A 21448-nucleotide genomic window follows, 5' to 3' on the forward strand; every position below is an offset into this window, starting at 1 on the left:
ATTGCGAACAGCTATAGGCATTCCCAATGCAGACATTCATTAGAACAGCCTGTAAAGCACACGCCGCCTTATTGATATCAACGATCACGACGATAATAATATTAAAACTTATTGCTCTCGCCCCTCCATTACTACTAGGAAACGTAATTGACACACTGAATAGCGACGACCGCGCGACACTCAATACACTACTACTTCTAACGGGGGGGGGGTTCATTCTGGCAGGGTGTGTACAAGCAATCATTAATCCGCTGCAAGTATTTTTTTTATCCAAGCTAGTGCAGAAAGTAGTAATGGACGCATCCACCCACTGGGTTGCGCAACTGATGCGAAAAGAGTTCATCCCGTTCAGCTCTTGGCGTATCGGTCACTTCATAAAATCAGTGGAGCGGGGAATTACAGCACACGAGCAACTATTAACGTTCTTCGTCACCGTTGGACTCCCACTGTGCCTGGAATTTCTGATTGTCGGATGCGCTTTTGCCTACATGGGCGGTATCGGCATTTTCTTTGCGATGAGCAGCTTAGGTGTCGTCTATTTATTCGTTGCCTGCCGAATCATCAGGTGGCGCAGAAAACACCTTGATGCAGTCAACGAGCAAGAGGATGAACTCAGCGCGCTCCTATTCAGCACCTTGAGCACTGGCAAATCGATAAAGCTCGAGGCTGCCGAGTACACGGCAACGCAACCCTTGAACAGTGCATTCAAGCATTACGCCGACGCGGCAATCACCGTGGCAAGCTCCGGTGGTGTTTTGAGTGGGACGAAAGTGCTGTTTGTAAGCCTTTCCACGGGCGGATTACTCAGTTGGGGAGTTCTCGATCAACTGACGAACGAGCCAAGCATCAGCGTTGGACAAATGGTTGCCATTTTTTCCATTGCGGGAAGTTTTTTGCTTAACATCACCGCGCTGACCGAGGGCTATCGGGTACTGGATCAGTTCCTCGCTGACCAGCGTCGGCTCCAACAGCTATTGTCATTGCCAAACTTTGACGACAACCGAACAGCCCAAATCAAGCCTCGAGACGAATCGACGCTGACTCTCGAGCCCTGCGTTGTGAGCGACAACGGAATGATTCGCCTGCGTATCGAGAACGCCATCACTTTCACCCAAGGTCAATCGGTCGCTATCACCGGCCCCAGTGGTGCGGGTAAATCGACGTTACTGGAAGCGCTGGCCGGATTGCATGTTCAGCTGAGAAGTCACTTGAACATCGACTGCCTACCGGTTTCCAGACTGAGCGCGCAGGCTCATTTGAACGTCCTCAGATATTGTCCTCAGTCCCCGCAGTTTCTGGAAGGCACCTTTAAAAATTCAGTCCTGTTCGGAGTTGCTGAATCGCCATGTCTAAACCAGGCAATACAGCGACTAAACCTCGAAGAAGTTGTTGGCCATCGCCATCTCACTGAGAATGCATCCAACATTTCAGGCGGCGAAGCCAAACGTCTATCACTGCTGCGGCTGATCAACAGACCGGGACGATTCAATCTGTTCGACGAACCCAGCGCATCAATCGAGCCAAAGCTCGCCACCCCAGTCTGGGAATTGCTATTCGACACCTTCGCCGGTCGTGGACTAATTTGTGTGACTCATGATGTCAGCCACCTGCACCGCTTCGACCGCGTCATCGTCATGCAAAACGGTACGATCGTTGACGACGGTCCGTGGTGCGAACTGGTCGACAGGACAGCCATCAAACTGCTGATGAGTGACCTCCAATCGATGGAGTAATACCAGTAGAGTCGTCACCATTTCATGTACGGTGGCGAGACCGAACTCAAATCCCTGCACTTTACGCAAAATGCCGTTAGTCGCCGCCCCCCGCGATGGATTAAAGTAACGCCCCCAGCCCTGGCGTTATTCGAACGTCGTCGGTCACCCTTTCCAGGAACAGTCATCGATGGAACATCGTGAAGCGCTGCTAGCGCTGCGAACCTTTCTTTCAACGCAGATTCTCGGCCAGGAAAAACTCATCGAGCGCTTGCTCATCGCCCTGCTTGCCGACGGCCACATGCTGGTCGAGGGCGCCCCTGGCCTGGCCAAGACCAAGGCCATCAAAGAACTGGCCGAGGGTATCGAAGCGCAGTTCCATCGCATTCAGTTCACACCCGACCTGTTGCCTGCCGACATTACCGGCACGGAGATCTATCGCCCGGAAACCGGCAGCTTCGTGTTCCAGCAAGGCCCGATCTTCCACAACCTGGTGCTGGCGGACGAAATCAACCGGGCGCCGGCCAAGGTTCAGTCGGCCTTGCTCGAAGCCATGGCCGAGCGCCAGGTCAGTGTCGGGCGCAGCACTTATGAGCTGTCGCCGCTGTTTTTGGTGATGGCCACGCAAAACCCCATCGAGCAGGAAGGCACCTACCCGCTGCCCGAAGCCCAGCTCGACCGTTTCCTGATGCACGTGAAAATCGGCTTCCCCGATGCCGCCGTCGAGCGGCGGATCCTGCAGCAGGCTCGCGGCGAAGCGCTGAACGGCGAGACCAAGCCTGAACGACGGGTCAGCCAGCAGGCCATCTTTGCCGCGCGCAAGGAAATCCTCGGCTTGTACATGGCCGACGCCGTGGAGGAATACCTGGTGCAGCTGGTCATGGCCACGCGGACACCGGCCAAGTTCGACCCGGAAATGGCCGAATGGATTGCGTACGGCGCCAGTCCTCGCGGTTCGATTGCCCTCGACCGTTGCGCCCGCGCCCATGCCTGGCTCGCCGGACGCGACTTCGTCAGCCCGGAGGACATCCAGGCCGTGCTGTTCGATGTGCTGCGCCACCGCATCATTCTCTCCTTTGAAGCCGAAGCCGCAGGGATCGACCAGGATCGGGTGGTCCAGCGGATTCTCGACGTCGTAGCCGTCGCTTGACCCCGATGAACGTCCCCCTGCCGTCCCAACCGGGTATCCGCATCACGCTCGCCGAGCTGATCGAGATGCGCCATCGCGTACGTGAAGTGCAGTTGTTCTCGACGCCCAGTCAGCGCAGCCCGCTGATCGGCCTGCACCACTCCAAGCTGCGCGGACGGGGCGTGGACTTCGATCAGGTGCGGGTCTATCAGGCCGGTGACGACGTGCGCACCATCGACTGGCGCGTCACCGCGCGGACGCAGGAACCGCACACCAAGCTGTTCCATGAAGAGCGCGAGCGGCCGATTTTCATCATGGTCGAGCAAAGCCGCCGGCTGTTTTTCGGCTCCGGGTTGATGTTCAAGTCGGTGCTCGCCGCCCAGGCCGCGAGCCTGATCGGCTGGGCGGCGCTGGGTCATAACGATCGGGTCGGCGGGCTGGTGTTCGGCGACAACGAGCATTACGAAATCAAACCCCGGCGCAGCAAGCAGAGCCTGCTGCAATTGCTCAACCGACTGGTGCGCGTCAACCAGTCCCTGAACTCCGAAAGCGAGCCGGCCCGTGATGCCTTCGGCATTGCCTTGCGTCGCGCCCGGGAGGTGTTGCGCCCAGGCAGCCTGGTGATCGTGATCTGCGACGAACGTGCGCTGTCCGACAGTGCCGAACAGCAGTTGAGTTTGTTGTCGCGCCATTGCGACCTGTTGCTGCTGCCCCTGTCCGACCCGCTGGATCACGCCCTGCCCGCCGCCGGGCTCTTGCGCTTTGCCGAACGTGGCGCACAACTCGAACTCGACACGCTGAACTTCGATCTGCGCCAGACCTACCGTGCCCAGGCCGAAGCGCGCATTGCCCGCTGGGAGTTGCTCGCGCAAAAGCTGCGCGTGTTGTTGATGCCGTTGAGCACCCAAAGCGAGATGGTCGAACAATTGCGCGAATACCTGAACCCACAGAAACCGGGGAAAGGTCGATGAACGGTCTCGATCAACTTCAACCGCTGATTACCCCACCGGCCATCGGGTTCTGGCCACCGGCACCGGGCTGGTGGTCACTGCTGTTGCTGCTGCCTTTGATCGGTTTCGGCCTGTGGAAGCTGCGACGCTTGATTCCCGACAAACGCCCGATCGTGCGCGCCGAACAACCGCTGGACCCGGTGCGCCTCGCCGCACTGGCGGAACTGGCGCTGATGCCCAAGCCCTACGATGGCGCGCCGGCAGGCGCCTGGCTGCAACAACTCAACGGCCTGCTCAAGCGCCTGTGCCGCAACCACTATCCCTACAGCCAGAGCCACACCCTCAACGGACGCAAATGGCTGGCTTTTCTGGACAACCGCTGCCCGGCGGCCGGCCTGACCCGCTGGATGGTGCTGGTCGAAGGGGCCTACAAGCCCGAATGCAAACTCGACGACAAGGCCATCGCCGGCCTGACCCAAGCGGTCGAAATCTGGATTCGCAAACATGTTTGAGTTCGCCTGGCCATGGATCTTCGTCCTGCTGCCGCTGCCGTGGCTGATGCGCATCCTGTTGCCGGTGGCCGACAGCGGCGAGCCGGCGCTCAAGGTCAGCTTCCTCAGTGACCTCGAAGGGCTGGCCCGCCGCCGTGCACGCGCCAACCTGCCGGCCTGGCGCCAACAGGCACCGTTCATGCTGCTGTGGTTGATGCTGCTGATCGCTGCCGCGCGTCCGCAATGGCTGGGCGAGCCGCTGCCGATTGCCGCCAGCGGCCGCGATCTGCTGGTGGCGGTGGACGTGTCCGGCTCCATGGACTTCCCCGACATGCAATGGCAGGACGACGACGTCAGCCGCCTTGCGCTGGTCCAGCATCTGCTCGGCGACTTCCTCGAAAGCCGCGAAGGCGATCGGGTCGGTTTGATCCTGTTCGGCAGCCAGGCGTACGTGCAAGCACCACTGACGTTCGACCGCCATACCGTGCGCGTCTGGCTCGACGAAGCGCGCATCGGCATCGCCGGCAAGAACACCGCCATCGGCGACGCCATTGGCCTGGCCATCAAGCGCTTGCGCCAGCGTCCGGCACAAAGCCGCGTATTGATTCTGGTGACCGACGGCGCCAACAACGGCGGCCAGATCGACCCGCTGACCGCTGCGCGTCTGGCGGCCAAGGAAGGGGTGAAAATCTACCCGATCGGCATCGGCGCCGACCCGGAGCAAAGTGGCACCCTGGGATTCCTCGGGATCAACCCGAGCCTGGACCTGGACGAACCCTCCCTCAAAGCCATCGCCGAAGCCACCGGCGGCCAGTACTTCCGGGCCCGTGACGGCAAGGAACTGCAAGCGATCAAGGACACCCTCGACCGACTGGAGCCGGTGGCACAGCAGCCGACCCAGGCCCGCCCGGCCGAGACCCTGTATCAGTGGCCCCTGGCGCTGGCACTGTTGTTGAGCATGCTGTTGGTGGCCCGCGAGCTCTGGCCGGATAACCCGCTGCACCGTCTGCTTACCAAGGATCTGTTTTTGCAAACGCAACTGCCCGACTGGCGCGAGCGGCTCAAGCGCCTGCGCCTGCGGAGGCGTCGATGAGCGCACTCTGGCCCTACTGGTTCCGCCCCTGGTGGCTGTTATTGCTGCCACTGCTTGGCTGGCTGCTCTGGCAACTCTGGCATCGGCAGAAGCGTGCCGGGCGCTGGCAGATGATTCTGCCCCCCGCCTTCCATGCGGCATTGCTCAGTGGTGGTAACGGACGCGACAGCAAACTGCCATGGATTGCCCTCGGCGTGGCCTGGCTACTGACCGTGTTCGCACTGCTGGGCCCGAGCTGGGAACGTGTCGAGCAACTGAGCCAGAAACCCGCCGACCCATTGGTGGTGCTCCTGGAGTTGACCCCGGAGATGCTCGCCACCGACGTTCAGCCCAACCGGCTGGAACAGGCCCGGCGCAAGCTCTTCGATCTCTTGCAAAATCGCAGTGACGCGCAGACGGCCATCGTCGTATACGCCGGCAGTGCGCACACCCTCGTGCCGCTGTCGGATGACTTGGCCACCAGCCGTAATCTGCTCGACGCCCTCAAGCCGTCGCTGATGCCCGAAGCCGGCCATCGCGCCGACCTCGCGGTGGTCAAGGCCCTGACGCTGCTGCAACAGGCCGCCCTCGGCGATGGCCGGATCCTGTTGATTGGTTCATCCCTTACGGAACAGGAACGCCTGGAGATTCGCCGTGCGCTGAGCGGCAAGTCAACGCAATTTCTGATGCTCGGCATCGGCACCGCCGAAGGGGCGCCGATCACCCAGGACGACGGCAGTTTTCTCAAGGACGAACAGGGCGCGATTCTGGTGCCGCGTCTGGACGAACCCGGCCTCAAAGCCTTTGCCAGCGAGATGGATGGACACTATCGCCACGCGCTCCTCGACGATGCCGATCTGCGCGCCCTCGGCTTGCTCGACGGCCCGCGCAACCTGCGCAACGACGGCCAGACCCTGCGCCTGGACACCTGGGCCGATCAGGGTTACTGGTTGCTGCTGCCCTTGTTGTTGCTGGCGGCCTGCGCCGGCCGTCGCGGCTGGCTGTTCTGCCTGCCGCTGTTGCTGGCGCTGCCGCAACCGAGCTATGCCTTCGACTTCCAGGACCTCTGGCTGCGCCCCGACCAACAGGGTCAACACTTGCTCAAGCAGAAACGCCCGGCAGAAGCGGCACAGCATTTCGAAGATCACCAATGGCAAGGCGTGGCCCTTTACGAGGCCGGAGACTACACAGGCGCCGCCCAGCGGTTCGCCGAAGGCAATGACGCCCACGCCCACTACAATCGTGGCAATGCCCTGGCCAAGAGTGGTGAGCTGGAAGCAGCGCTGGATGCCTACGATCAGGCACTGGAACGCCAGCCGGACTTGCGCCCGGCCCTGACCAACAAGGCACTGGTGGAAGCCTTGCTCAAGCAGAAGCAGACCCCGCCTGCCGCCGAGCCGGACAAGGCCTCCAGTGAAGAGCCGCAGACGCCTCCACAAGAATCCCCGTCCGGCGCCACGACGCAACCGACGAGCACTGGCGAAGCGAAAACCGAGGGCGAAGACGAAAAAACCACCGCCGAACAACCGCCCTCCACCCCCCCGCGCCCCGGCAGCAATGAAGTACCGGGCAGCGAACTGGGGGATGAACAGCACACCACGCCGCCCATGCGTCCGGCCAACGACAGCATCGAAGGCGAACAACAGCAGGCGCTGGAGCAATGGCTGCGGCAGATCCCGGATGACCCCGGCGAATTGCTCAGACGCAAATTCTGGTACGAACAGCAACAACATCAGGATCAGGGAAAAACTCGATGACCCGCTTCACCGCCTACATGCTCGCCTCGATGCCGGCCCTGCTGATCTGCACCGTTCAGGCCCAGGCAGCCGAGCTGGTCGCCAGCGTCGATCGCACGCGCCTGAGTTCAGGAGAGACGGTCGAACTGACCCTGGAGTCCTCCGACGTCACGCAGTTCGGCAAGCCGGACCTGGCGCCGCTGGAGCCGCTGTTCGACGTGCGCGGCACACGCCAGGTCAACCAGTTGAACACCCTCAGTGGCGACAACCGCGCCACGACCCGCTGGATCGTCACGCTGCTGCCGAAACAAACGGGCAGCGTGGTGATTCCGCCGCTGAAACTGGGCGAGGTCGAGAGCCAGCCGATCACCGTACAAGTGGTGGAAAGCGAAACCCAGGACAACCCGAACAAACAGGCCCCGGTCTTCATCGACGCCAGCCTCGATCAGAGCAGCGTGTACGTGCAGGCTCAGGCGATCCTGACCTTGCGCATTTACCACTCGGTGTCGCTGTACGACGACAGCAGCCTGCCGCCGCTGCAGATTCCCGATGCGCGCATCGAACAACTCGGCGAGTCGCGCACCTACGAGAAAGACATCAACGGCGTGCGCCACGGCGTGATCGAAATGCGCTATGCGATCTACCCGCAGCACAGTGGCGAATTGATCATCCCGGCGCAGATCTTCAATGCCGCCCTGGTAGATGCACAACCCGCTCCGGACGCCACGCCGCAGTCGCCGAAATCCGGCAAGCTGATGCGCGTCAGCTCCAGTGAACTGCTGCTCACGGTCAAGGCCAAGCCCATTACCTACCCTGCCGACTTGCCTTGGCTGCCGGCACGCAGCCTGACCCTGAGCGAGAACTGGAACCCGGAGCCCGATCATGTCCAGGTCGGTGACTCGTTGACCCGCAGCCTGATCGTGAAAGCCGAAGGCCTGGGCAGTTCGCAGCTTCCACCGCTGCCCGGCACCGAAGCCAGTGGTCTGCGTCGCTATCCGGATCAACCGGTGCTGGGCAACCAGAACAGCGACCGCGGCCTGGTCGGCAGTCGCGAAGACCGCGAGGCGCTGGTGCCATCCCGTAGCGGCCCGATCGAGTTGCCATCGGTCGAAGTGGTCTGGTGGAACACCTTTGAAGACCATCTGGAACACAGCAGCCTGCCTGCCAGAACCCTGCAGGTCGCGGTCAATCCGAGCCTGATGGTCGACACGCCGGCCGGCAATTCTCCGGCCAGCGCCACGGTCGACAGCGAGACCCTGTGGCGCTGGAAACTCAGCACACTGATCCTCGCTTGCACCACTCTGCTGGGCTTCGGCCTGTGGTGGCGCGCGCGCTGGCAACCGGCGATCGCGCGAGCCGCACAAACCGGTCCGAGCCCGCGCACCGTGCTCGACGACCTCAAGCGTGCCTGCCAGGCCAACGACCCCCACGCCACACGCCAGGCCCTCGACGCCTGGGCCCGGCAGCAACCGGAAACCCTGGCCGACATGGCCGCCCGCTTCGTGCCACTGTCCGACGCCCTCGACGGCCTCAATGGCGCGCTCTACAGCGAAACCGGCCAACACTGGCAAGGCGAAGAGCTGTGGCGGGTGATCCGCACCATTCCGATTGCCGAGCGGGTCCAGGACCCGGTGGGCGACAGTGGTTTGCCACCGCTTTATCCCAAGTAAACACCTGTCTTTATGACAGGAAGCTTTTGTGGCGAGGGAGCTCGTGCTTTTTTACCAGTAAACTCTCCCCCTTTCGCCGCAGCCATGTGTCCCCGCGGCCATCACCTTTATCTAGCGGAGTTGCCCTTGCGTCTGTTCCACACCTCCGACTGGCACCTCGGGCAGAACCTGCACGGCCAGGATCGCGATTTCGAGCACGGTTGTTTTCTCGACTGGCTGCTGCGTCAGCTCAAACTGGATCAGCCTGATGTGCTGCTGATCGCCGGCGACATCTTCGACACGGTCAATCCGCCGGTCAAAGCCCAGGAGCGTCTCTACGACTTCATCGTCAGCGCCCACGAGCAGCAGCCGTTGCTGACCATCGTGATGATTGCCGGCAACCACGATTCCGGGTCGCGGATCGAACTGCCGGCGCCGTTGATGCGTCGCTTGCGCACCCATGCCCTGGGGCGCGTGCTGTGGCTGGATGACGGGCAACTGGACGCCGAACGCCTGCTGCTGCCATTGCCCGATGCCAAAGGCGACATCGCCGGCTGGTGCCTGGCGCTGCCGTTCCTGCGCCCGGCGGAAGTGACTGGCGCGCATTTGGGCGACAACTACCTGCGCGGCATTGGCCAGGTCCATGAATGGCTGATCGAAGCGGCCAATGCCAAACGCCAGCCGGGCCAGGCGCTGATCGCCATCAGCCATGCGCACATGGCCGGTGGTTCGGTGTCGGAAGACTCCGAACGCAGCCTGATCATCGGCAACGCCGAAGCCCTGCCCGCCAGTCTGTTCGGACCGAGCATCAGCTACGTGGCCCTCGGTCACCTGCACAAGCCGCAAAAGGTCAACGGTGAAGAGCGCATTCGCTACAGCGGCTCGCCGATTCCGTTGTCGTTCTCCGAGATCGGCTACCAGCACCAGATTCTCGACATCACCCTCGACGGCGAAACCCTGGTCAGCGTCGAACCCAGACTCATTCCCCGTGCGGTGAACCTGCAACGCCTTGGCCCGGCGCCACTGGCGGAGATCCTGTTGCAATTGGCGGACCTGCCGAACATCGACCTGCTCGCCGACCTGCATCGTCAACCCTGGCTGGAAGTCCGGGTGCGCCTCGACGAACCGCAACCTGACTTGCGCCATCAAGTGGAAAGCGCCCTGCAAGGCAAGGCTGTGCGACTGGTGCGCATCGCCGCCGAGTACGCCGGCAACGGCAGTCGCGAAGGCGCCGAGGACGGTGCGGCGTTGATCGAACTGGACCAGCTCACCCCTCAAGAACTGTTCAGCCGTGCCTGGCAAGACAACTACGGCAGCGAAGTCGACGAGCAAACCCTCAAGGACTTTGCCGAGCTGCTGCAAGACGTGCAGATGGAGGGCGAACAGCCATGAAGATCCTCGCGATCCGCCTGAAAAACCTCGCCTCCCTGGCCGGGCCGTTTGAAATCGACTTCACCGCCGAACCCTTGGCCAGTGCCGGCCTGTTCGCCATCACCGGCCCGACCGGCGCCGGTAAAAGCACGTTGCTCGATGCCCTGTGCCTGGCGTTGTTCGGTGCGGTTCCACGCCTGAACAACACCGGCCGCGACGCCAAAGTGCCGGACGCCGATGGCGAAATCGGCACCGGCGATCCGCGCACCCTGCTGCGTCGCGGCACCGGTGAGGGCTATGCCGAAGTCGATTTCGTCGGTGTCGACGGCCGCCGCTATCGCGCACGCTGGGAAGCCAACCGCGCCCGGGAAAAGGCCGGTGGCAAGTTGCAAGCCAGTCGCCAGAGCCTGCGCGACATCGATCAGGATCAACTGCTGGCCAGCCAGAAAGGCGAATACAAGACCCAACTCGAAGCCGCCCTGGGCCTGAATTTCGAACAGTTCACCCGCGCCGTGCTGCTGGCCCAAAGCGAGTTCAGCGCCTTCCTCAAGGCCGATGACAACGACCGCAGCGAACTGCTGGAAAAACTCACCGACACCGCGCTCTACACCCGCCTCGGCCGTCGCGCCTTCGACAAGACCAAAGAAGCCCGCGAAGCGCACAAGCTGCTGCAGGACCAGGCCAGCGGTGTCACCCCGTTGTCGCCTGAAGCCCGTGCAGAGCTGGATGAACGCTTCAACCAAGCGCAACAACAGCTGAAGTTGCAGCAGGCGCAGCTCAAGCAGCTTGAGCAACAACACAGCTGGCTCAAGGATTTGCGCCAGTTGCAGGACGCGCACCAAGCGGCCGCCGAGCAACTGCAAAGTTCGCAACAACAGTGGCAAGGTCTGGCCGGTGAACGCCTCAAGCTTACGCGCCTTGAACAACTCGCCCCGCAACGTCACCAGTTCGCGCGCAAGACGGAACTCGATGCGCAACTGACGCCACTGGCTGCACAGATTGCTATACACACCCGCCAACACGGCGAACTCAGCGAACGCCAGACGCAACTGGAGCAAACCCTCGAGTCGGCGAAAAACGCCTTGGGCGAAGCGCAGCAGCGGCACAGCGAAAGCGCCCCGCTGCTGCGTCAGGCTTTCGAGGAGCAAAGCACCCTCGCCCGCCTCGCCAAGGACACCGCCCTCAGCGCCGACGCCCGACAGTCCGCCGAGCAGGCCTGCACGCAAGGCCAGAGCGGCATTGAAACCTTGCAGGACAAACAGGCCCAGGTCGCTGAACGCCTGCAAAAAATGGCCGCCGAGCTGGAACAGAGCACCCATCTGGCGCCGTTGAGCGATGCGTGGAATGCCTACCGCAATCGCCTGCAACAGCTGATGCTGATTGGCAATCGCCTGAACAAGGGCCAGGCCGAACTGGCCAGCCTCGAACAGAACGCGGCGCAAAGCGCCGAAGCACTGAACACGCAAAAACAGCAACTGGAAGTGCTGTTCAAAGAGGCCGGCGCCGAGCCGGATGCGGTTGCCGAGCAGATTGGCATCCTCGGCAACCTGTTGCAGGACAACCGCAAACAACTGCGCGCCATTGAAGATATGACGCGGCTCTGGGCCAGTCAGCAGGAGCTGGAAAAACGCGGCGCCGAGCTGCAACAGCGACTGCTCGATGCGCAACAGGAGCGCGAGCGCCTGACCCAGGACGGGGTCAAAACCAAAGCCGAACTCAGCGTCGCCGAACAAACCCTCAACGTCACCCGTGAACTGCTCGAACGCCAGCGTCTGGCCCGCAGCGCCAGTGTCGAAGAGTTGCGCGCGCAGTTGCAGGACGACCAGCCCTGCCCGGTCTGCGGCAGCAACGAGCACCCGTATCATCAGCCTGAAGCGCTGCTGCAAAGCCTGGGTCGCCACGATGAAAATGAGCAGGCCTCGGCCCAGCAGTCGGTGGATCAGCTCAAGGAAAAACTCACCGAGCTGCGCGCCGAAGTCGGTGGTGTGATCGCCCGGCAGAAAGAGCTGCTGCAACAGCAAGAACAATTGACCGCCCAACTCCAGGCACTGGCGCCGAGCCTGGAGGCGCATCCGCTGGCCACTTCGTTGTTCAATCAGGACGCCGACAAGCGCGACGCCTGGCTGACCCGGCAAAACGATCAGTTGAACCAGAGCATCACCCAAGACGAACAACGCCAAAGCGCCCTGCTCACCCTGCAACAGGATGCCGCGCGCCTGACCCAGCAACTGCGCAATACCGAGACCGCGCATCAGCAAGCAGCGCAGCACTTGAGCAATCAACAACGCGAACTGAGCAGCGACCGTCAGCGCCTCGACGAGGAACTCACCGCGTTCGCCAGCCTGCTGCCGGCCGATACCCTCGAGGCCTTGCGCGTCGAGCCGGCGGCAACTTTCATGCAGCTGGATCGGCAGATCGCCGAGCGCCTGGCGCAAGTCGATCAGCAAAAGGAAGAACTGGCCGAACAGCAGCAACGTCAGCAGACGCTGGAGAAGGAACAGGATCGCCAGCTCAGCCGCATACAGCAGTTGCAAAGCGCCAAGCAACAGTTCAGTGCTCTGGCCGAACAGCAACAGGCCTGTCAGGCGAAACTCGCGCAACTGCTGGGCGAACACAGCAGCGCCGAGCACTGGCAGCAGCAACTGGAGCAGGCCGTGGAGCAGGCGCGCAACGCCGAAACCACCATGGCTTCGGAACTGCAGAACCTGCGCACGCAATACGTGCAGATTGGCGCCGAACTCAAGGCGCAGCAGGAACGCTTGCAAGCGCTGCAAAGCGAAGACAACGAGCTGACGCAGAAGATTGCCGACTGGCGCGCGCGTCATCCTGAGCTGGATGACGGCGGTCTCGAAGACCTGCTGCGCGTCGATGACACGCAGGTCAGCGAGCTTCGCCAGCGCTTGCAGCACAACGAAAAGGCCATCGAACAGGCCAAGGTGCTGCTGCAAGAGCGCGACCAGCGCCTGCTCGCTCATCAGGCGCAGCACAACGGCAACCTCGACGCCGAGCAACTCGCCACGGCGCTGGCAGAACTGCAAAACCAGTTCAGCGTCAGCGAACAACGCTGCGCCGAATTGCGTGCCGAGCAGGCTGAGGACCAGCGCCGGCAAAACGCCAATCAGGCCCTGGCGCAACAGATCGCCGATGCCTACGCCGAATTCCAGCGCTGGGCACGTTTGAATGCGTTGATCGGTTCGGCCACCGGCGACACCTTCCGCAAGATCGCCCAGGCCTACAACCTCGACTTGCTGGTCCATCACGCCAACGTGCAATTGCGCCAACTGGTGCGCCGCTATCGCCTCAAGCGCGGCGGCAGCATGCTGGGGCTGCTGGTGATGGACACCGAGATGGGCGACGAACTGCGTTCGGTGCATTCGTTGTCGGGTGGCGAGACCTTCCTGGTGTCGCTGGCGCTGGCATTGGGCCTGGCATCGATGGCGTCGAGCACGCTGAAAATCGAATCGCTGTTCATCGACGAAGGCTTCGGTAGCCTCGATCCGGAATCCCTGCAACTGGCCATGGACGCCCTCGACGGCCTGCAGGCCCAGGGCCGCAAGGTCGCGGTCATTTCCCACGTGCAGGAAATGCATGAACGGATTCCGGTGCAGATCCAGGTCCGCCGCCAAGGCAACGGCCTCAGCACCCTGGAGGTGAAATGACCACGCTCTATTCCTTTCGCCGCTGCCCGTACGCCATGCGGGCACGCATGGCCCTGCACTACTCAGGGGTTGAGGTCAGCATTGTCGAAGTCAGCCTGAAGGCCAAACCCGCCGAAATGCTCGCTCTGTCGAGCAAAGGCACGGTGCCGGTGCTGGACGTGGACGGCCGGGTCATCGATGAAAGCCTGGAAATCATGCGCTGGGCGTTGGCGCAGAACGATCCACAGGACTGGTTGCTCAAGGATGACCCGCAGGGACAGCTGACCATTGCCGCGCTGATCGAGGAAAACGACCAGGCGTTCAAGGTGCAGCTCAATCGCTACAAATACGCCGAACGCTACCCCGAGCAACCCATGGCGTTTTACCGCGCCGAGGGCGAGGTGTTCTTGCGCAAGCTCGACGAGATGCTCGAGGGGCACGCCTGCTTGCTGGCCGATCATCCCAGCCTCGCCGACGTGGCGCTGATGCCGTTCGTACGGCAGTTCGCCCATGTCGATCGCGAGTGGTTTGCGCAGACGCCTTATCGGCGGTTACAGGCCTGGTTGCAGGGGTTTATCGAGTCGCAACTGTTTACGTCGATCATGGCGAAGTAAACGCGATTCCCTGTAGGAGCGAGCCTGCTCGCGAAAAACCTGAGAGTGCTGCGCGGTGTCAGGTTCTCAGCGTCATCGTTCACGACCATCGCGAGCAGGCTCGCTCCCACAGGGATCGTGGTGACTCAGGCCAAAACCTCACACATCCCTATGGCCGAGCAATCAACCTGGAACGGCCCGAAAAAACCGCCTTCAGGCTTGATCGGCGGGTTGCCGGCCAGCAAGCCCAACGCCTTGGCGGTTTCGATGTTACGGGCAATGTTGTGGTTGGCCTCTATGGACCGGGCCACCGAGCCCGCCGAGCCCTGGCCGATCCCCAACAACGACGCGCCGTTGGTCATGAACGCCAGGAAGGCAATGACCCAGAGTCTGTGACCTTTCATGCTCCGCCGACTCCCGCGAGATCAGCCTGGTCGACCATCGCGTTGTGCGCGCGGTGCTCAAACTGGATGCCAGGATGTGCGACTTGAATCGGCGTTTCGAAGGATCGTTGCGACTGCGGCGAAAGGCTGACAACCAGCACCATGACCAGGTAAAGACCGATAGCCACATAGGCGCCATGTTTGGCAGAAGTGATAATTGCGCGGGCCATGATGTTCTCCGTGGGCATGTTTCAATGTCCACAGGATCGATCAAAAAAGCGCGGATAACCAACGAGTCCGGTCTATAGCAACTATCAGCTTCGTTGATCATTGAAGCAGACTATTTCAGTCTTCAATAAAACTCATCAAGCGTTCGCGGGCAGCGTCAGGCTCGCCAGAAACAGGCTCTACGGCGGATAAAATCGGAGTGGAATAGAGGAATAGCAGCACCACAGCCAGACGCATCGCCATCTTGTCGATCCTTTTCCTGGGAAGGAGTCAAAAAATCAGCGTCAAATTTAAACGCATGGCCGAATGATATCAAGCAGAAGATTAATGGCTATTTGATGCTGTCGTAAATGCGTTATGCAGGAGCGACATCACTTCAGCGCCTTTCGATCGGTGAACGGTCGATTGGCCAGTGACTTCGCTCCTGCATAAAGGGTGCAGGAAGGCGCTTTCAGTGTTGGGCTTTGTGGTCCAGCGCGGCGTAGAAGTTGGCGCTCTGTTGCAGGTATTTCTGGGTGTAGCTCTGGGTGTGGGTTTTTTTCTCGCTGATTTCAACGTTGGCACTGGCTGGCAGGGCAACGGAAGCAGAGATGGCGGAAGCGGCGATTACGGAGAAGAGATTGAAGTTCATGACGGTATTCCTCGAAGTCAGTTGGCTTGCTTGCCCGGTGGGGCCGTGAAGCAAACTTAACCTTCAAGGGTCGATGCCTTGAAATGCTTTGCAGCAGTACCAGATATCAGCCTCATTGATAGAACAACGCAGGCCCCATGGACCGGGGCCTGCGGCCTATTGTCGCAGCAAAAACTTGAGATCGCTCGGGGCGTCCATCGGCAATTTCTGCACGGTTTTGCCCAGCAAACCGGTCTTGGCATCGCGCTCGACGACGACAATCCCGTTGCTTTTCTGGTTGGCGATCAACACAAATTTGCCACTGGGATCGAGGCTGAACTCACGCGGGTGGTCACCCTCTACGGAGCGACGCTGCAATTCCTTGAGGTGGCCGGTAGCAGGGTCGATGGCGAACACCAGCAACTGATTGGCCGTGCCACGGTTGCTGACGTAAAGGAACTTGCCGTCCGCCGAGGCATGTAACGCGGCGGCAGCCTTGTCCGACACCGGTTGGCCGGCCGCCAGATCGACCATCTGCGTCTGCTCAAGCGAGCCGTCCCGGTAATCGAACACCGCCACCTGTGCACTCATCTCCATGGTCAGCCAGGCGTGTTTGCCATCGGCGCTGAACAGCAGATGCCGTGGCCCGCTGCCGGCAGGCAACTGGACGAACGCAGGGTTGGCCGGGGTCAACGGCAGGTCGGGGTTGGCCTTGGGATCGAAGCGATAGGCAAAGACCCTGTCCGCGCCCAGGTCATTGGAGAACACGTAACGGCCGTCCGGCGACGAGACCGTCGAATGCACATGCGACGACATCTGCCGCTCGGGATTGACCCGACTGGCCGGATGACCGCTCATCTGCACCACCGGTTTGAGCGCACCGTCGGCATTGACTGGCAATACCGCCAGGGTGCCACCCGGATCTTCGGCCACCGAGTAATTGCTGACAAACAGATGACTGGCGTCAGCGCTGAGACTCGAATGAGTCGGCTCGTTGCCCAGGCTCTGCACCTGATTGATCAGGCTCAGCTCATGCGTCTTGGGGGCGATCGCGTAGCTGCTGACACGCCCCACCGGATCGCGCTGGCCGGGACCGTTTTCGTTGACCACGAACAGATAGCGCTGATCCTTTGACAGGGTCAGCCAGGAGGGATTTTCGCTCTTGATCACTTGCAGGGGTTTGGCGTCGATCTGTCCGGTGGCGCTGTTGAAATTCAGCCGATAGATGCCCTGGCTCTGGCCAGCGGTGTACGAACCCACGAGCAGTTGATAGTCGTCGGCAATGGCCGCCTGAACGCTCATCGCGCCGATGCTGCCAGCCATTAACAAGGGCCAGAAGTTACGCATCCTCATTTTCATCGTCTTCATCATCGTCATCGTTGTCACCGCCGATCACGTCGCCGAGGCATACCAAGCGATGCTCGCCAGAATCACCGGTGATCAACCAGCTTTGCAATGTGCTGTCGAAGGTCGCGGCCTGGATTTGCGCCGGGGTGAACGCCCAGTGCCTGGCCGCTCGACCGTCCATGCATTCGATATGCAGGTTGTCCTCTTCATCGAGGGAGAATTCGAAGGCATGCAGCCCGTCGATTTCCACCATACCGCAGTGTTCGAGGACGTTGAGCAGGGTGTCAGTGGCAGCAGTCATGGCAATCAATCTTGAAGGGGAAAGACGCAATGATAGCTCATGCGTTTGCTGACTGTTCCACACAAACCATGGGAGCGGATTTGCCCGCTCCCATGGGGACTGCAACCAGCGGTTAGATCGCGTCGCGTGACGGCTTGCCATCCACCAGGCGCTGAATGCCCAGCGGATTGGCGTTTTTCAGCGCGTCCGGCAGCAGGCTGTCCGGGTAGTTCTGGAAGCACACCGGACGCAAAAATCGGTCAATGGCCAGGGTCCCGACCGACGTACCACGAGCGTCCGAAGTCGCCGGATACGGCCCGCCATGCACCATCGATTCGCACACCTCGACACCGGTCGGATAGCCGTTGAGCAGGATTCGTCCGACCTTCTGCTCCAGCAAGTCCGTGAGCTCGCCGAACTGCTCAAAGTCCGCCTGATCGCCCATGATGGTCGCGGTCAACTGACCGTGCAGCCCATTCAAGGCCGCGTGCAGTTGTGCCTGATCAGCCACTTCCACCACCACAGTGGTCGGGCCAAACACTTCCTCTTGCAGCACCTCGTCGCCATTGATCAGCAAGCTGACATCAGCCTTGAACAGTTGCGGCTGCGCCTGATGACCTTGTTGCGGATTGCCCGCCAGGTGCTCGATGCCCGGATGATCGAAAAGCTTTTGCAGGCCCTTGCCATAACTGCCCAGGGTTCCGACGTTGAGCATGGTTTGCGCCGGTTGATCGGCCATCAAGTCCGTCAGCAATTGCAGGAACGCCGTGAACTGCGGCGAACGAATGCCAATCACCAGGCCCGGGTTGGTGCAGAACTGGCCGCAACCCTGCACCACCGAAGACGTCAGGCCACGGGCGATGGATTCCGTGCGAACTTGCAACGCCTGTGGCAGCACGATCACCGGGTTGATGCTCGACATCTCGGCGAACACTGGTATCGGTTGCGCACGCGCCGCCGCCATGTCGCACAGCGCCCTGCCCCCCTTGAGCGAACCGGTGAAGCCCACCGCTTGAATCGCCGGATGCTTGACCAGTGCCTCGCCGACGCCACCGCCATAGATCATGTTGAACACACCGGCCGGCATCGCGGTTTTTTGCGCCGCGCGGATGATTGCATCGGCCACCTGCTCGGCCGTGGCCATGTGTCCACTGTGCGCCTTGAACACCACCGGGCAACCGGCGGCCAGTGCCGAGGCGGTATCGCCGCCCGCCGTGGAAAACGCCAGGGGAAAATTGCTGGCACCGAACACCGCCACCGGCCCCAGGCCGATGCGGTACTGGCGCAGATCGGGGCGCGGCAACGGCTGGCGTTCAGGCAGCGCCTGGTCGATGCGCGCACCGTAGAAGTCGCCGCGCCGCAGCACCTTGGCGAACAAACGCATCTGGCCACTGGTGCGGCCACGCTCGCCGATAATCCGTGCCGCTGGCAGCGCGGTTTCACGGCAAACCAGCGTCACGAACGCGTCACCCAGGGCATCGAGTTCATCAGCGATGGCCTCAAGAAACTGCGCGCGGCGCTCGGCGCTCAAGCGGCGATAAGCCGGGTATGCCGCTGCCGCCGCCTTGGCGGCAGCCTCGACTTCTGCCGGTGTGGCCTGGAAGAAATCGTGGGGCAGTGCCTCGCCCGTTTCGGCGTCGACACTCTGCAGTTTGACGGTGCCCAACGCGCTGCGCTGGCCGCCGATGAAGTTGTGGCCAAGAATCCGGGTCATGGGTAACTCCTCACAAGGTGCCGACGGAGCCGGGTTCGAATGCCGCTTCGACCGGCGAGATGCCATTGATCAATGGCGCGCCGAACTCGGCCTGACTGATTTCGAACACATCACCGGGACGGGTGCGCACGCCATCGGCGAATGACAGGGTCGCGGTGCCGAAGAAATGAATGTGCACATCCCCCGGCCGCAGAAACTGGCTGTACTTGAAATGGTGAAATTCCAGGTTGGCCAGGCTGTGGCACATGTTCGCCTCGCCACTGAGGAACTCGTTCTGCCACAGCACTTCACCGTCCCGCAGGATGCGGCTGGTACCGGCCAGATGCTGCGGCAGTTCGCCGACTCGCAGTTCCGGCCCGTAGCTGCAACTGCGCAATTTCGAGTGGGCCAGGTACAGGTAGTTCTTGCGTTCCATCACGTGGTCGGAGAACTCGTTGCCCACAGCAAAACCGAGGCGATAGGGTTTGCCATCGTGACCGATGACGTACAGGCCGCTGATTTCAGGCTCTTCCCCGGCGTCTTCGGCGAACGGCGGCAACGGGAACGGCTGGCCCGGACGCACGACAATGCTGCCGTCGCCCTTGTAGAACCACTCGGGTTGCACGCCGGCCTGACCCGCTGCGGGCTTGCCGCCCTCCACGCCCCACTTGAAGATGCGCATGGTGTCGGTCATCGCCGTTTCGTCACCGGCCTGCTGGTGCATTTTGTCCCGGGCCGAAGCGCTGCCCAGGTGCGTCAGACCGGTGCCGCTGACCAGCATGTGCGCGGGGTCCGGATGATCCAGCGGCGGCAGGATACGCAATTGTGCCAGCAGTTCAGCGTAGTCATGGCTGATCCCCAGCCCGAGGCTTTGAACTTGCTGCTCAAGGTTGACCCCGGCTTCGATCGCCGCCAGTGCCAGGTCACGAACCGTGCGCGCATCCTGTACCTCGCGCACCAGACCTTGCTCGACGACGCCTACCCGGCGCTCGCCGTTTCCCAATTCGAATTGAACCAAACGCATGACATTTCTCCTGTAAACACAGAACGTGGGCACACCTGACTCCCTGTGGGAGCGGGCTTGCCCGCGATGACGGCAGCACATTCAACATTCATGTGCCAGATAGATTGCTATCGCGGGCAAGCCCGCTCCCACAGGGATAGTGGTGATTTGCAGTTATGGGTCAGGTGCGGGTTGCCCCACGCGCACTGGCGGCAAATTCGTCGGCCGGCAGTACATGCTTGCGTTCCAGCAGGCGGTAGACCACGCCGGTCAGCACCAGGCCGAACAGCATGACGCCGGACAGGAAGTACAAACCCGAGGCCAGGTTGCCGGTGTATTCCTTGAGCGCCCCGATCACGAACGGGCCGATGTAGCCGCCGAGGTTGCCCACCGAGTTGATCAGGGCAATTCCCGCTGCTGCACTGGCGCCTGCGAAGAAGCGGCCGGGCAAGGTCCAGAAAATCGCCGTGCAGGAAAACAGCGCAAATGCCACCAGGCAAAGCGCCGCCAGTTGCAGCACCGGCACCGACAGCCAGGCGCTGAAGAACAAGCCGATGGCACCCAATACGTAAAGCACCGCGAGGTGGCCGTAGCGATCGTTCAGACGGTCGGAACTGCGCGGGATGATCAGCAAGCCGATGATCCCGAAAATGTAGGGCACCGAGGACACGAAACCGGTCACCAGGTCACTGCCGCCAAACTGCTTGATCAGCGTCGGCAGCCACAGGCCCAGGCCATAAATGCTCAGCGTCACCGGCAGGTAGAACAGCGCCAGCAGCAACACGCGCTTGTCCTTGAGGGCGTGCAACGGGTTGCCATGGCGGGTCTGGCCGTACTGTTCCAGGTCTTTTTTCAGCTCGCCGGCCAGCCAGTCCTTTTCAGACGGGTCCATCCATTTCACCTGTTGCGGGCCATCGGGCAGGTAACGCAACACCGGCCAGGTCAGCAGGATCGCCGGGGTGCCAATGACGATGAACAGCCATTGCCAGCCATGCAGTCCGAGCACGCCGTCCATGCCGAGCAAACCGCCGGACACCGGGCCGGTGATCATCATCGCGATGGGTTGGGACAGGATGAACAGCCCGAGGATCTTACCGCGATGGCGAACCGGGAACCACTGGGTGATGTAGTAGAGAACGCCCGGGAAGAACCCGGCTTCGGCCGCACCGAGCAGGAAACGCATCACATAGAAGCTGTTCGGCCCCTGGACGAAGGCCATGCCAATGGTGATGGCGCCCCAGGTGATCATGATCCGCGCGAACCAGCGCCGCGCACCGAAGCGGTCGAGCATCAGGTTGCTGGGGATTTCCAGCAGGAAGTAACCAATGAAGAACAGCCCGGCGCCCATTCCGTAAGCCGCATCGCCCAGGCCGATGTCGGCGCCCATGTGCAATTTGGCGAAGCCCACAGCGGAGCGATCCACATAGGCGATCAGGTACAGCAGGATCAGGAAGGGAATCAGTTTCAGCGTGATGCGGCGAATAAGCCGCAGTTCCTGGCTCATGAGATCGGTCTCCGATTGTTGTTTTTATAGAACCTCGGGAGACGCCTCTCACGGAAAAC

General features: G+C 61.5%; 19 protein-coding genes. 10 read left to right on the top strand and 9 right to left on the bottom strand.

The window, feature by feature from the left end:
* The first annotated feature begins 26 nt into the window (after positions 1–26).
* From ACX3YF_RS25690 to ACX3YF_RS25735, 10 genes are all read left to right on the top strand, one after another.
* Positions 27–1733, top strand: a complete 1707-nt coding sequence (locus tag ACX3YF_RS25690) for an ATP-binding cassette domain-containing protein (protein ID WP_458974539.1) — start codon at positions 27–29, stop codon at positions 1731–1733.
* 169 nt (positions 1734–1902) lie between these two features.
* Entirely contained in the window at positions 1903–2862 is a 960-nt protein-coding gene (locus tag ACX3YF_RS25695; protein ID WP_003218556.1) for an AAA family ATPase, read from the top strand.
* A gap of 5 nt (positions 2863–2867) precedes the next feature.
* The gene (locus ACX3YF_RS25700) at positions 2868–3812 is read left to right on the top strand and encodes a DUF58 domain-containing protein (protein WP_130206261.1); all 945 of its coding nucleotides are present in this window, start codon (positions 2868–2870) and stop codon (positions 3810–3812) included.
* Positions 3809–4303: a DUF4381 domain-containing protein gene (locus ACX3YF_RS25705; protein WP_047528405.1), complete on the top strand. Its 495-nt coding sequence runs from the start codon at positions 3809–3811 to the stop codon at positions 4301–4303. The genes ACX3YF_RS25700 and ACX3YF_RS25705 overlap by 4 nt, the downstream gene beginning before the upstream one ends.
* On the top strand, positions 4296–5375 hold the full coding sequence (locus ACX3YF_RS25710; RefSeq protein WP_448646535.1) for a vWA domain-containing protein: 1080 nt from the start codon (positions 4296–4298) through the stop codon (positions 5373–5375). The genes ACX3YF_RS25705 and ACX3YF_RS25710 overlap by 8 nt, the downstream gene beginning before the upstream one ends.
* Complete coding sequence (locus ACX3YF_RS25715) at positions 5372–7111, top strand: tetratricopeptide repeat protein (RefSeq protein WP_448646534.1); 1740 nt, start codon at positions 5372–5374, stop codon at positions 7109–7111. The genes ACX3YF_RS25710 and ACX3YF_RS25715 overlap by 4 nt, the downstream gene beginning before the upstream one ends.
* Complete coding sequence (locus ACX3YF_RS25720; RefSeq protein ID WP_288098246.1) at positions 7108–8760, top strand: BatD family protein; 1653 nt, start codon at positions 7108–7110, stop codon at positions 8758–8760. The genes ACX3YF_RS25715 and ACX3YF_RS25720 overlap by 4 nt, the downstream gene beginning before the upstream one ends.
* A gap of 126 nt (positions 8761–8886) precedes the next feature.
* Positions 8887–10131, top strand: coding sequence for an exonuclease SbcCD subunit D C-terminal domain-containing protein (locus ACX3YF_RS25725; RefSeq protein WP_458974540.1), 1245 nt, complete (start codon positions 8887–8889; stop codon positions 10129–10131).
* On the top strand, positions 10128–13769 hold the full coding sequence (locus tag ACX3YF_RS25730) for an AAA family ATPase (protein ID WP_458974541.1): 3642 nt from the start codon (positions 10128–10130) through the stop codon (positions 13767–13769). The genes ACX3YF_RS25725 and ACX3YF_RS25730 overlap by 4 nt, the downstream gene beginning before the upstream one ends.
* Positions 13766–14362, top strand: coding sequence for a glutathione S-transferase (locus tag ACX3YF_RS25735; RefSeq protein WP_458974542.1), 597 nt, complete (start codon positions 13766–13768; stop codon positions 14360–14362). Before ACX3YF_RS25730 ends, ACX3YF_RS25735 begins: the two co-directional genes overlap by 4 nt.
* A gap of 125 nt (positions 14363–14487) precedes the next feature.
* Here the strand turns inward: ACX3YF_RS25735 and ACX3YF_RS25740 are convergent, their stop codons facing one another.
* From ACX3YF_RS25740 to ACX3YF_RS25780, 9 genes are all read right to left on the bottom strand, one after another.
* Positions 14488–14745, bottom strand: a complete 258-nt coding sequence (locus ACX3YF_RS25740) for a hypothetical protein (RefSeq protein ID WP_130206277.1) — start codon at positions 14743–14745, stop codon at positions 14488–14490.
* A complete protein-coding gene (locus tag ACX3YF_RS25745; protein WP_103405652.1) occupies positions 14742–14954 on the bottom strand; it encodes a hypothetical protein in 213 nt (70 codons plus the stop codon). The genes ACX3YF_RS25740 and ACX3YF_RS25745 overlap by 4 nt, the downstream gene beginning before the upstream one ends.
* Before the next feature lie 115 nt (positions 14955–15069).
* A complete protein-coding gene (locus ACX3YF_RS25750; protein WP_262984240.1) occupies positions 15070–15195 on the bottom strand; it encodes a hypothetical protein in 126 nt (41 codons plus the stop codon).
* 208 nt (positions 15196–15403) lie between these two features.
* Positions 15404–15583: a hypothetical protein gene (locus ACX3YF_RS25755; protein WP_130206281.1), complete on the bottom strand. Its 180-nt coding sequence runs from the start codon at positions 15581–15583 to the stop codon at positions 15404–15406.
* 156 nt (positions 15584–15739) lie between these two features.
* Positions 15740–16909 carry a lactonase family protein gene (locus ACX3YF_RS25760; protein WP_458974543.1) on the bottom strand — a complete coding sequence of 390 codons (1170 nt, stop codon included), beginning with the start codon at positions 16907–16909 and terminating at the stop codon, positions 15740–15742.
* Positions 16902–17210, bottom strand: a complete 309-nt coding sequence (locus ACX3YF_RS25765; RefSeq protein WP_196586304.1) for a DUF5629 family protein — start codon at positions 17208–17210, stop codon at positions 16902–16904. Before ACX3YF_RS25765 ends, ACX3YF_RS25760 begins: the two co-directional genes overlap by 8 nt.
* A gap of 112 nt (positions 17211–17322) precedes the next feature.
* Positions 17323–18903, bottom strand: a complete 1581-nt coding sequence (locus ACX3YF_RS25770) for an aldehyde dehydrogenase (NADP(+)) (RefSeq protein WP_458974544.1) — start codon at positions 18901–18903, stop codon at positions 17323–17325.
* 10 nt (positions 18904–18913) lie between these two features.
* The gene (gene araD1 / locus ACX3YF_RS25775; RefSeq protein WP_458974545.1) at positions 18914–19906 is read right to left on the bottom strand and encodes an AraD1 family protein; all 993 of its coding nucleotides are present in this window, start codon (positions 19904–19906) and stop codon (positions 18914–18916) included.
* A gap of 160 nt (positions 19907–20066) precedes the next feature.
* The gene (locus ACX3YF_RS25780) at positions 20067–21389 is read right to left on the bottom strand and encodes an MFS transporter (RefSeq protein ID WP_448646527.1); all 1323 of its coding nucleotides are present in this window, start codon (positions 21387–21389) and stop codon (positions 20067–20069) included.
* Positions 21390–21448: the final 59 nt, after the last annotated feature.

This window comes from Pseudomonas fluorescens group sp. PF-69 (assembly GCF_054481235.1).

Coding starts and splice junctions, on each gene's coding strand:
- ACX3YF_RS25690 (WP_458974539.1), top strand. CDS start 27: ATGCAGACATTCATTAGAACAGCCTGTAAAGCACACGCCGCCTTATTG.
- ACX3YF_RS25695 (WP_003218556.1), top strand. CDS start 1,903: ATGGAACATCGTGAAGCGCTGCTAGCGCTGCGAACCTTTCTTTCAACG.
- ACX3YF_RS25700 (WP_130206261.1), top strand. CDS start 2,868: ATGAACGTCCCCCTGCCGTCCCAACCGGGTATCCGCATCACGCTCGCC.
- ACX3YF_RS25705 (WP_047528405.1), top strand. CDS start 3,809: ATGAACGGTCTCGATCAACTTCAACCGCTGATTACCCCACCGGCCATC.
- ACX3YF_RS25710 (WP_448646535.1), top strand. CDS start 4,296: ATGTTTGAGTTCGCCTGGCCATGGATCTTCGTCCTGCTGCCGCTGCCG.
- ACX3YF_RS25715 (WP_448646534.1), top strand. CDS start 5,372: ATGAGCGCACTCTGGCCCTACTGGTTCCGCCCCTGGTGGCTGTTATTG.
- ACX3YF_RS25720 (WP_288098246.1), top strand. CDS start 7,108: ATGACCCGCTTCACCGCCTACATGCTCGCCTCGATGCCGGCCCTGCTG.
- ACX3YF_RS25730 (WP_458974541.1), top strand. CDS start 10,128: ATGAAGATCCTCGCGATCCGCCTGAAAAACCTCGCCTCCCTGGCCGGG.
- ACX3YF_RS25735 (WP_458974542.1), top strand. CDS start 13,766: ATGACCACGCTCTATTCCTTTCGCCGCTGCCCGTACGCCATGCGGGCA.
- ACX3YF_RS25740 (WP_130206277.1), bottom strand. CDS start 14,745: ATGAAAGGTCACAGACTCTGGGTCATTGCCTTCCTGGCGTTCATGACC.
- ACX3YF_RS25745 (WP_103405652.1), bottom strand. CDS start 14,954: ATGGCCCGCGCAATTATCACTTCTGCCAAACATGGCGCCTATGTGGCT.
- ACX3YF_RS25750 (WP_262984240.1), bottom strand. CDS start 15,195: ATGGCGATGCGTCTGGCTGTGGTGCTGCTATTCCTCTATTCCACTCCG.
- ACX3YF_RS25755 (WP_130206281.1), bottom strand. CDS start 15,583: ATGAACTTCAATCTCTTCTCCGTAATCGCCGCTTCCGCCATCTCTGCT.
- ACX3YF_RS25760 (WP_458974543.1), bottom strand. CDS start 16,909: ATGCGTAACTTCTGGCCCTTGTTAATGGCTGGCAGCATCGGCGCGATG.
- ACX3YF_RS25765 (WP_196586304.1), bottom strand. CDS start 17,210: ATGACTGCTGCCACTGACACCCTGCTCAACGTCCTCGAACACTGCGGT.
- ACX3YF_RS25770 (WP_458974544.1), bottom strand. CDS start 18,903: ATGACCCGGATTCTTGGCCACAACTTCATCGGCGGCCAGCGCAGCGCG.
- araD1 (WP_458974545.1), bottom strand. CDS start 19,906: ATGCGTTTGGTTCAATTCGAATTGGGAAACGGCGAGCGCCGGGTAGGC.
- ACX3YF_RS25780 (WP_448646527.1), bottom strand. CDS start 21,389: ATGAGCCAGGAACTGCGGCTTATTCGCCGCATCACGCTGAAACTGATT.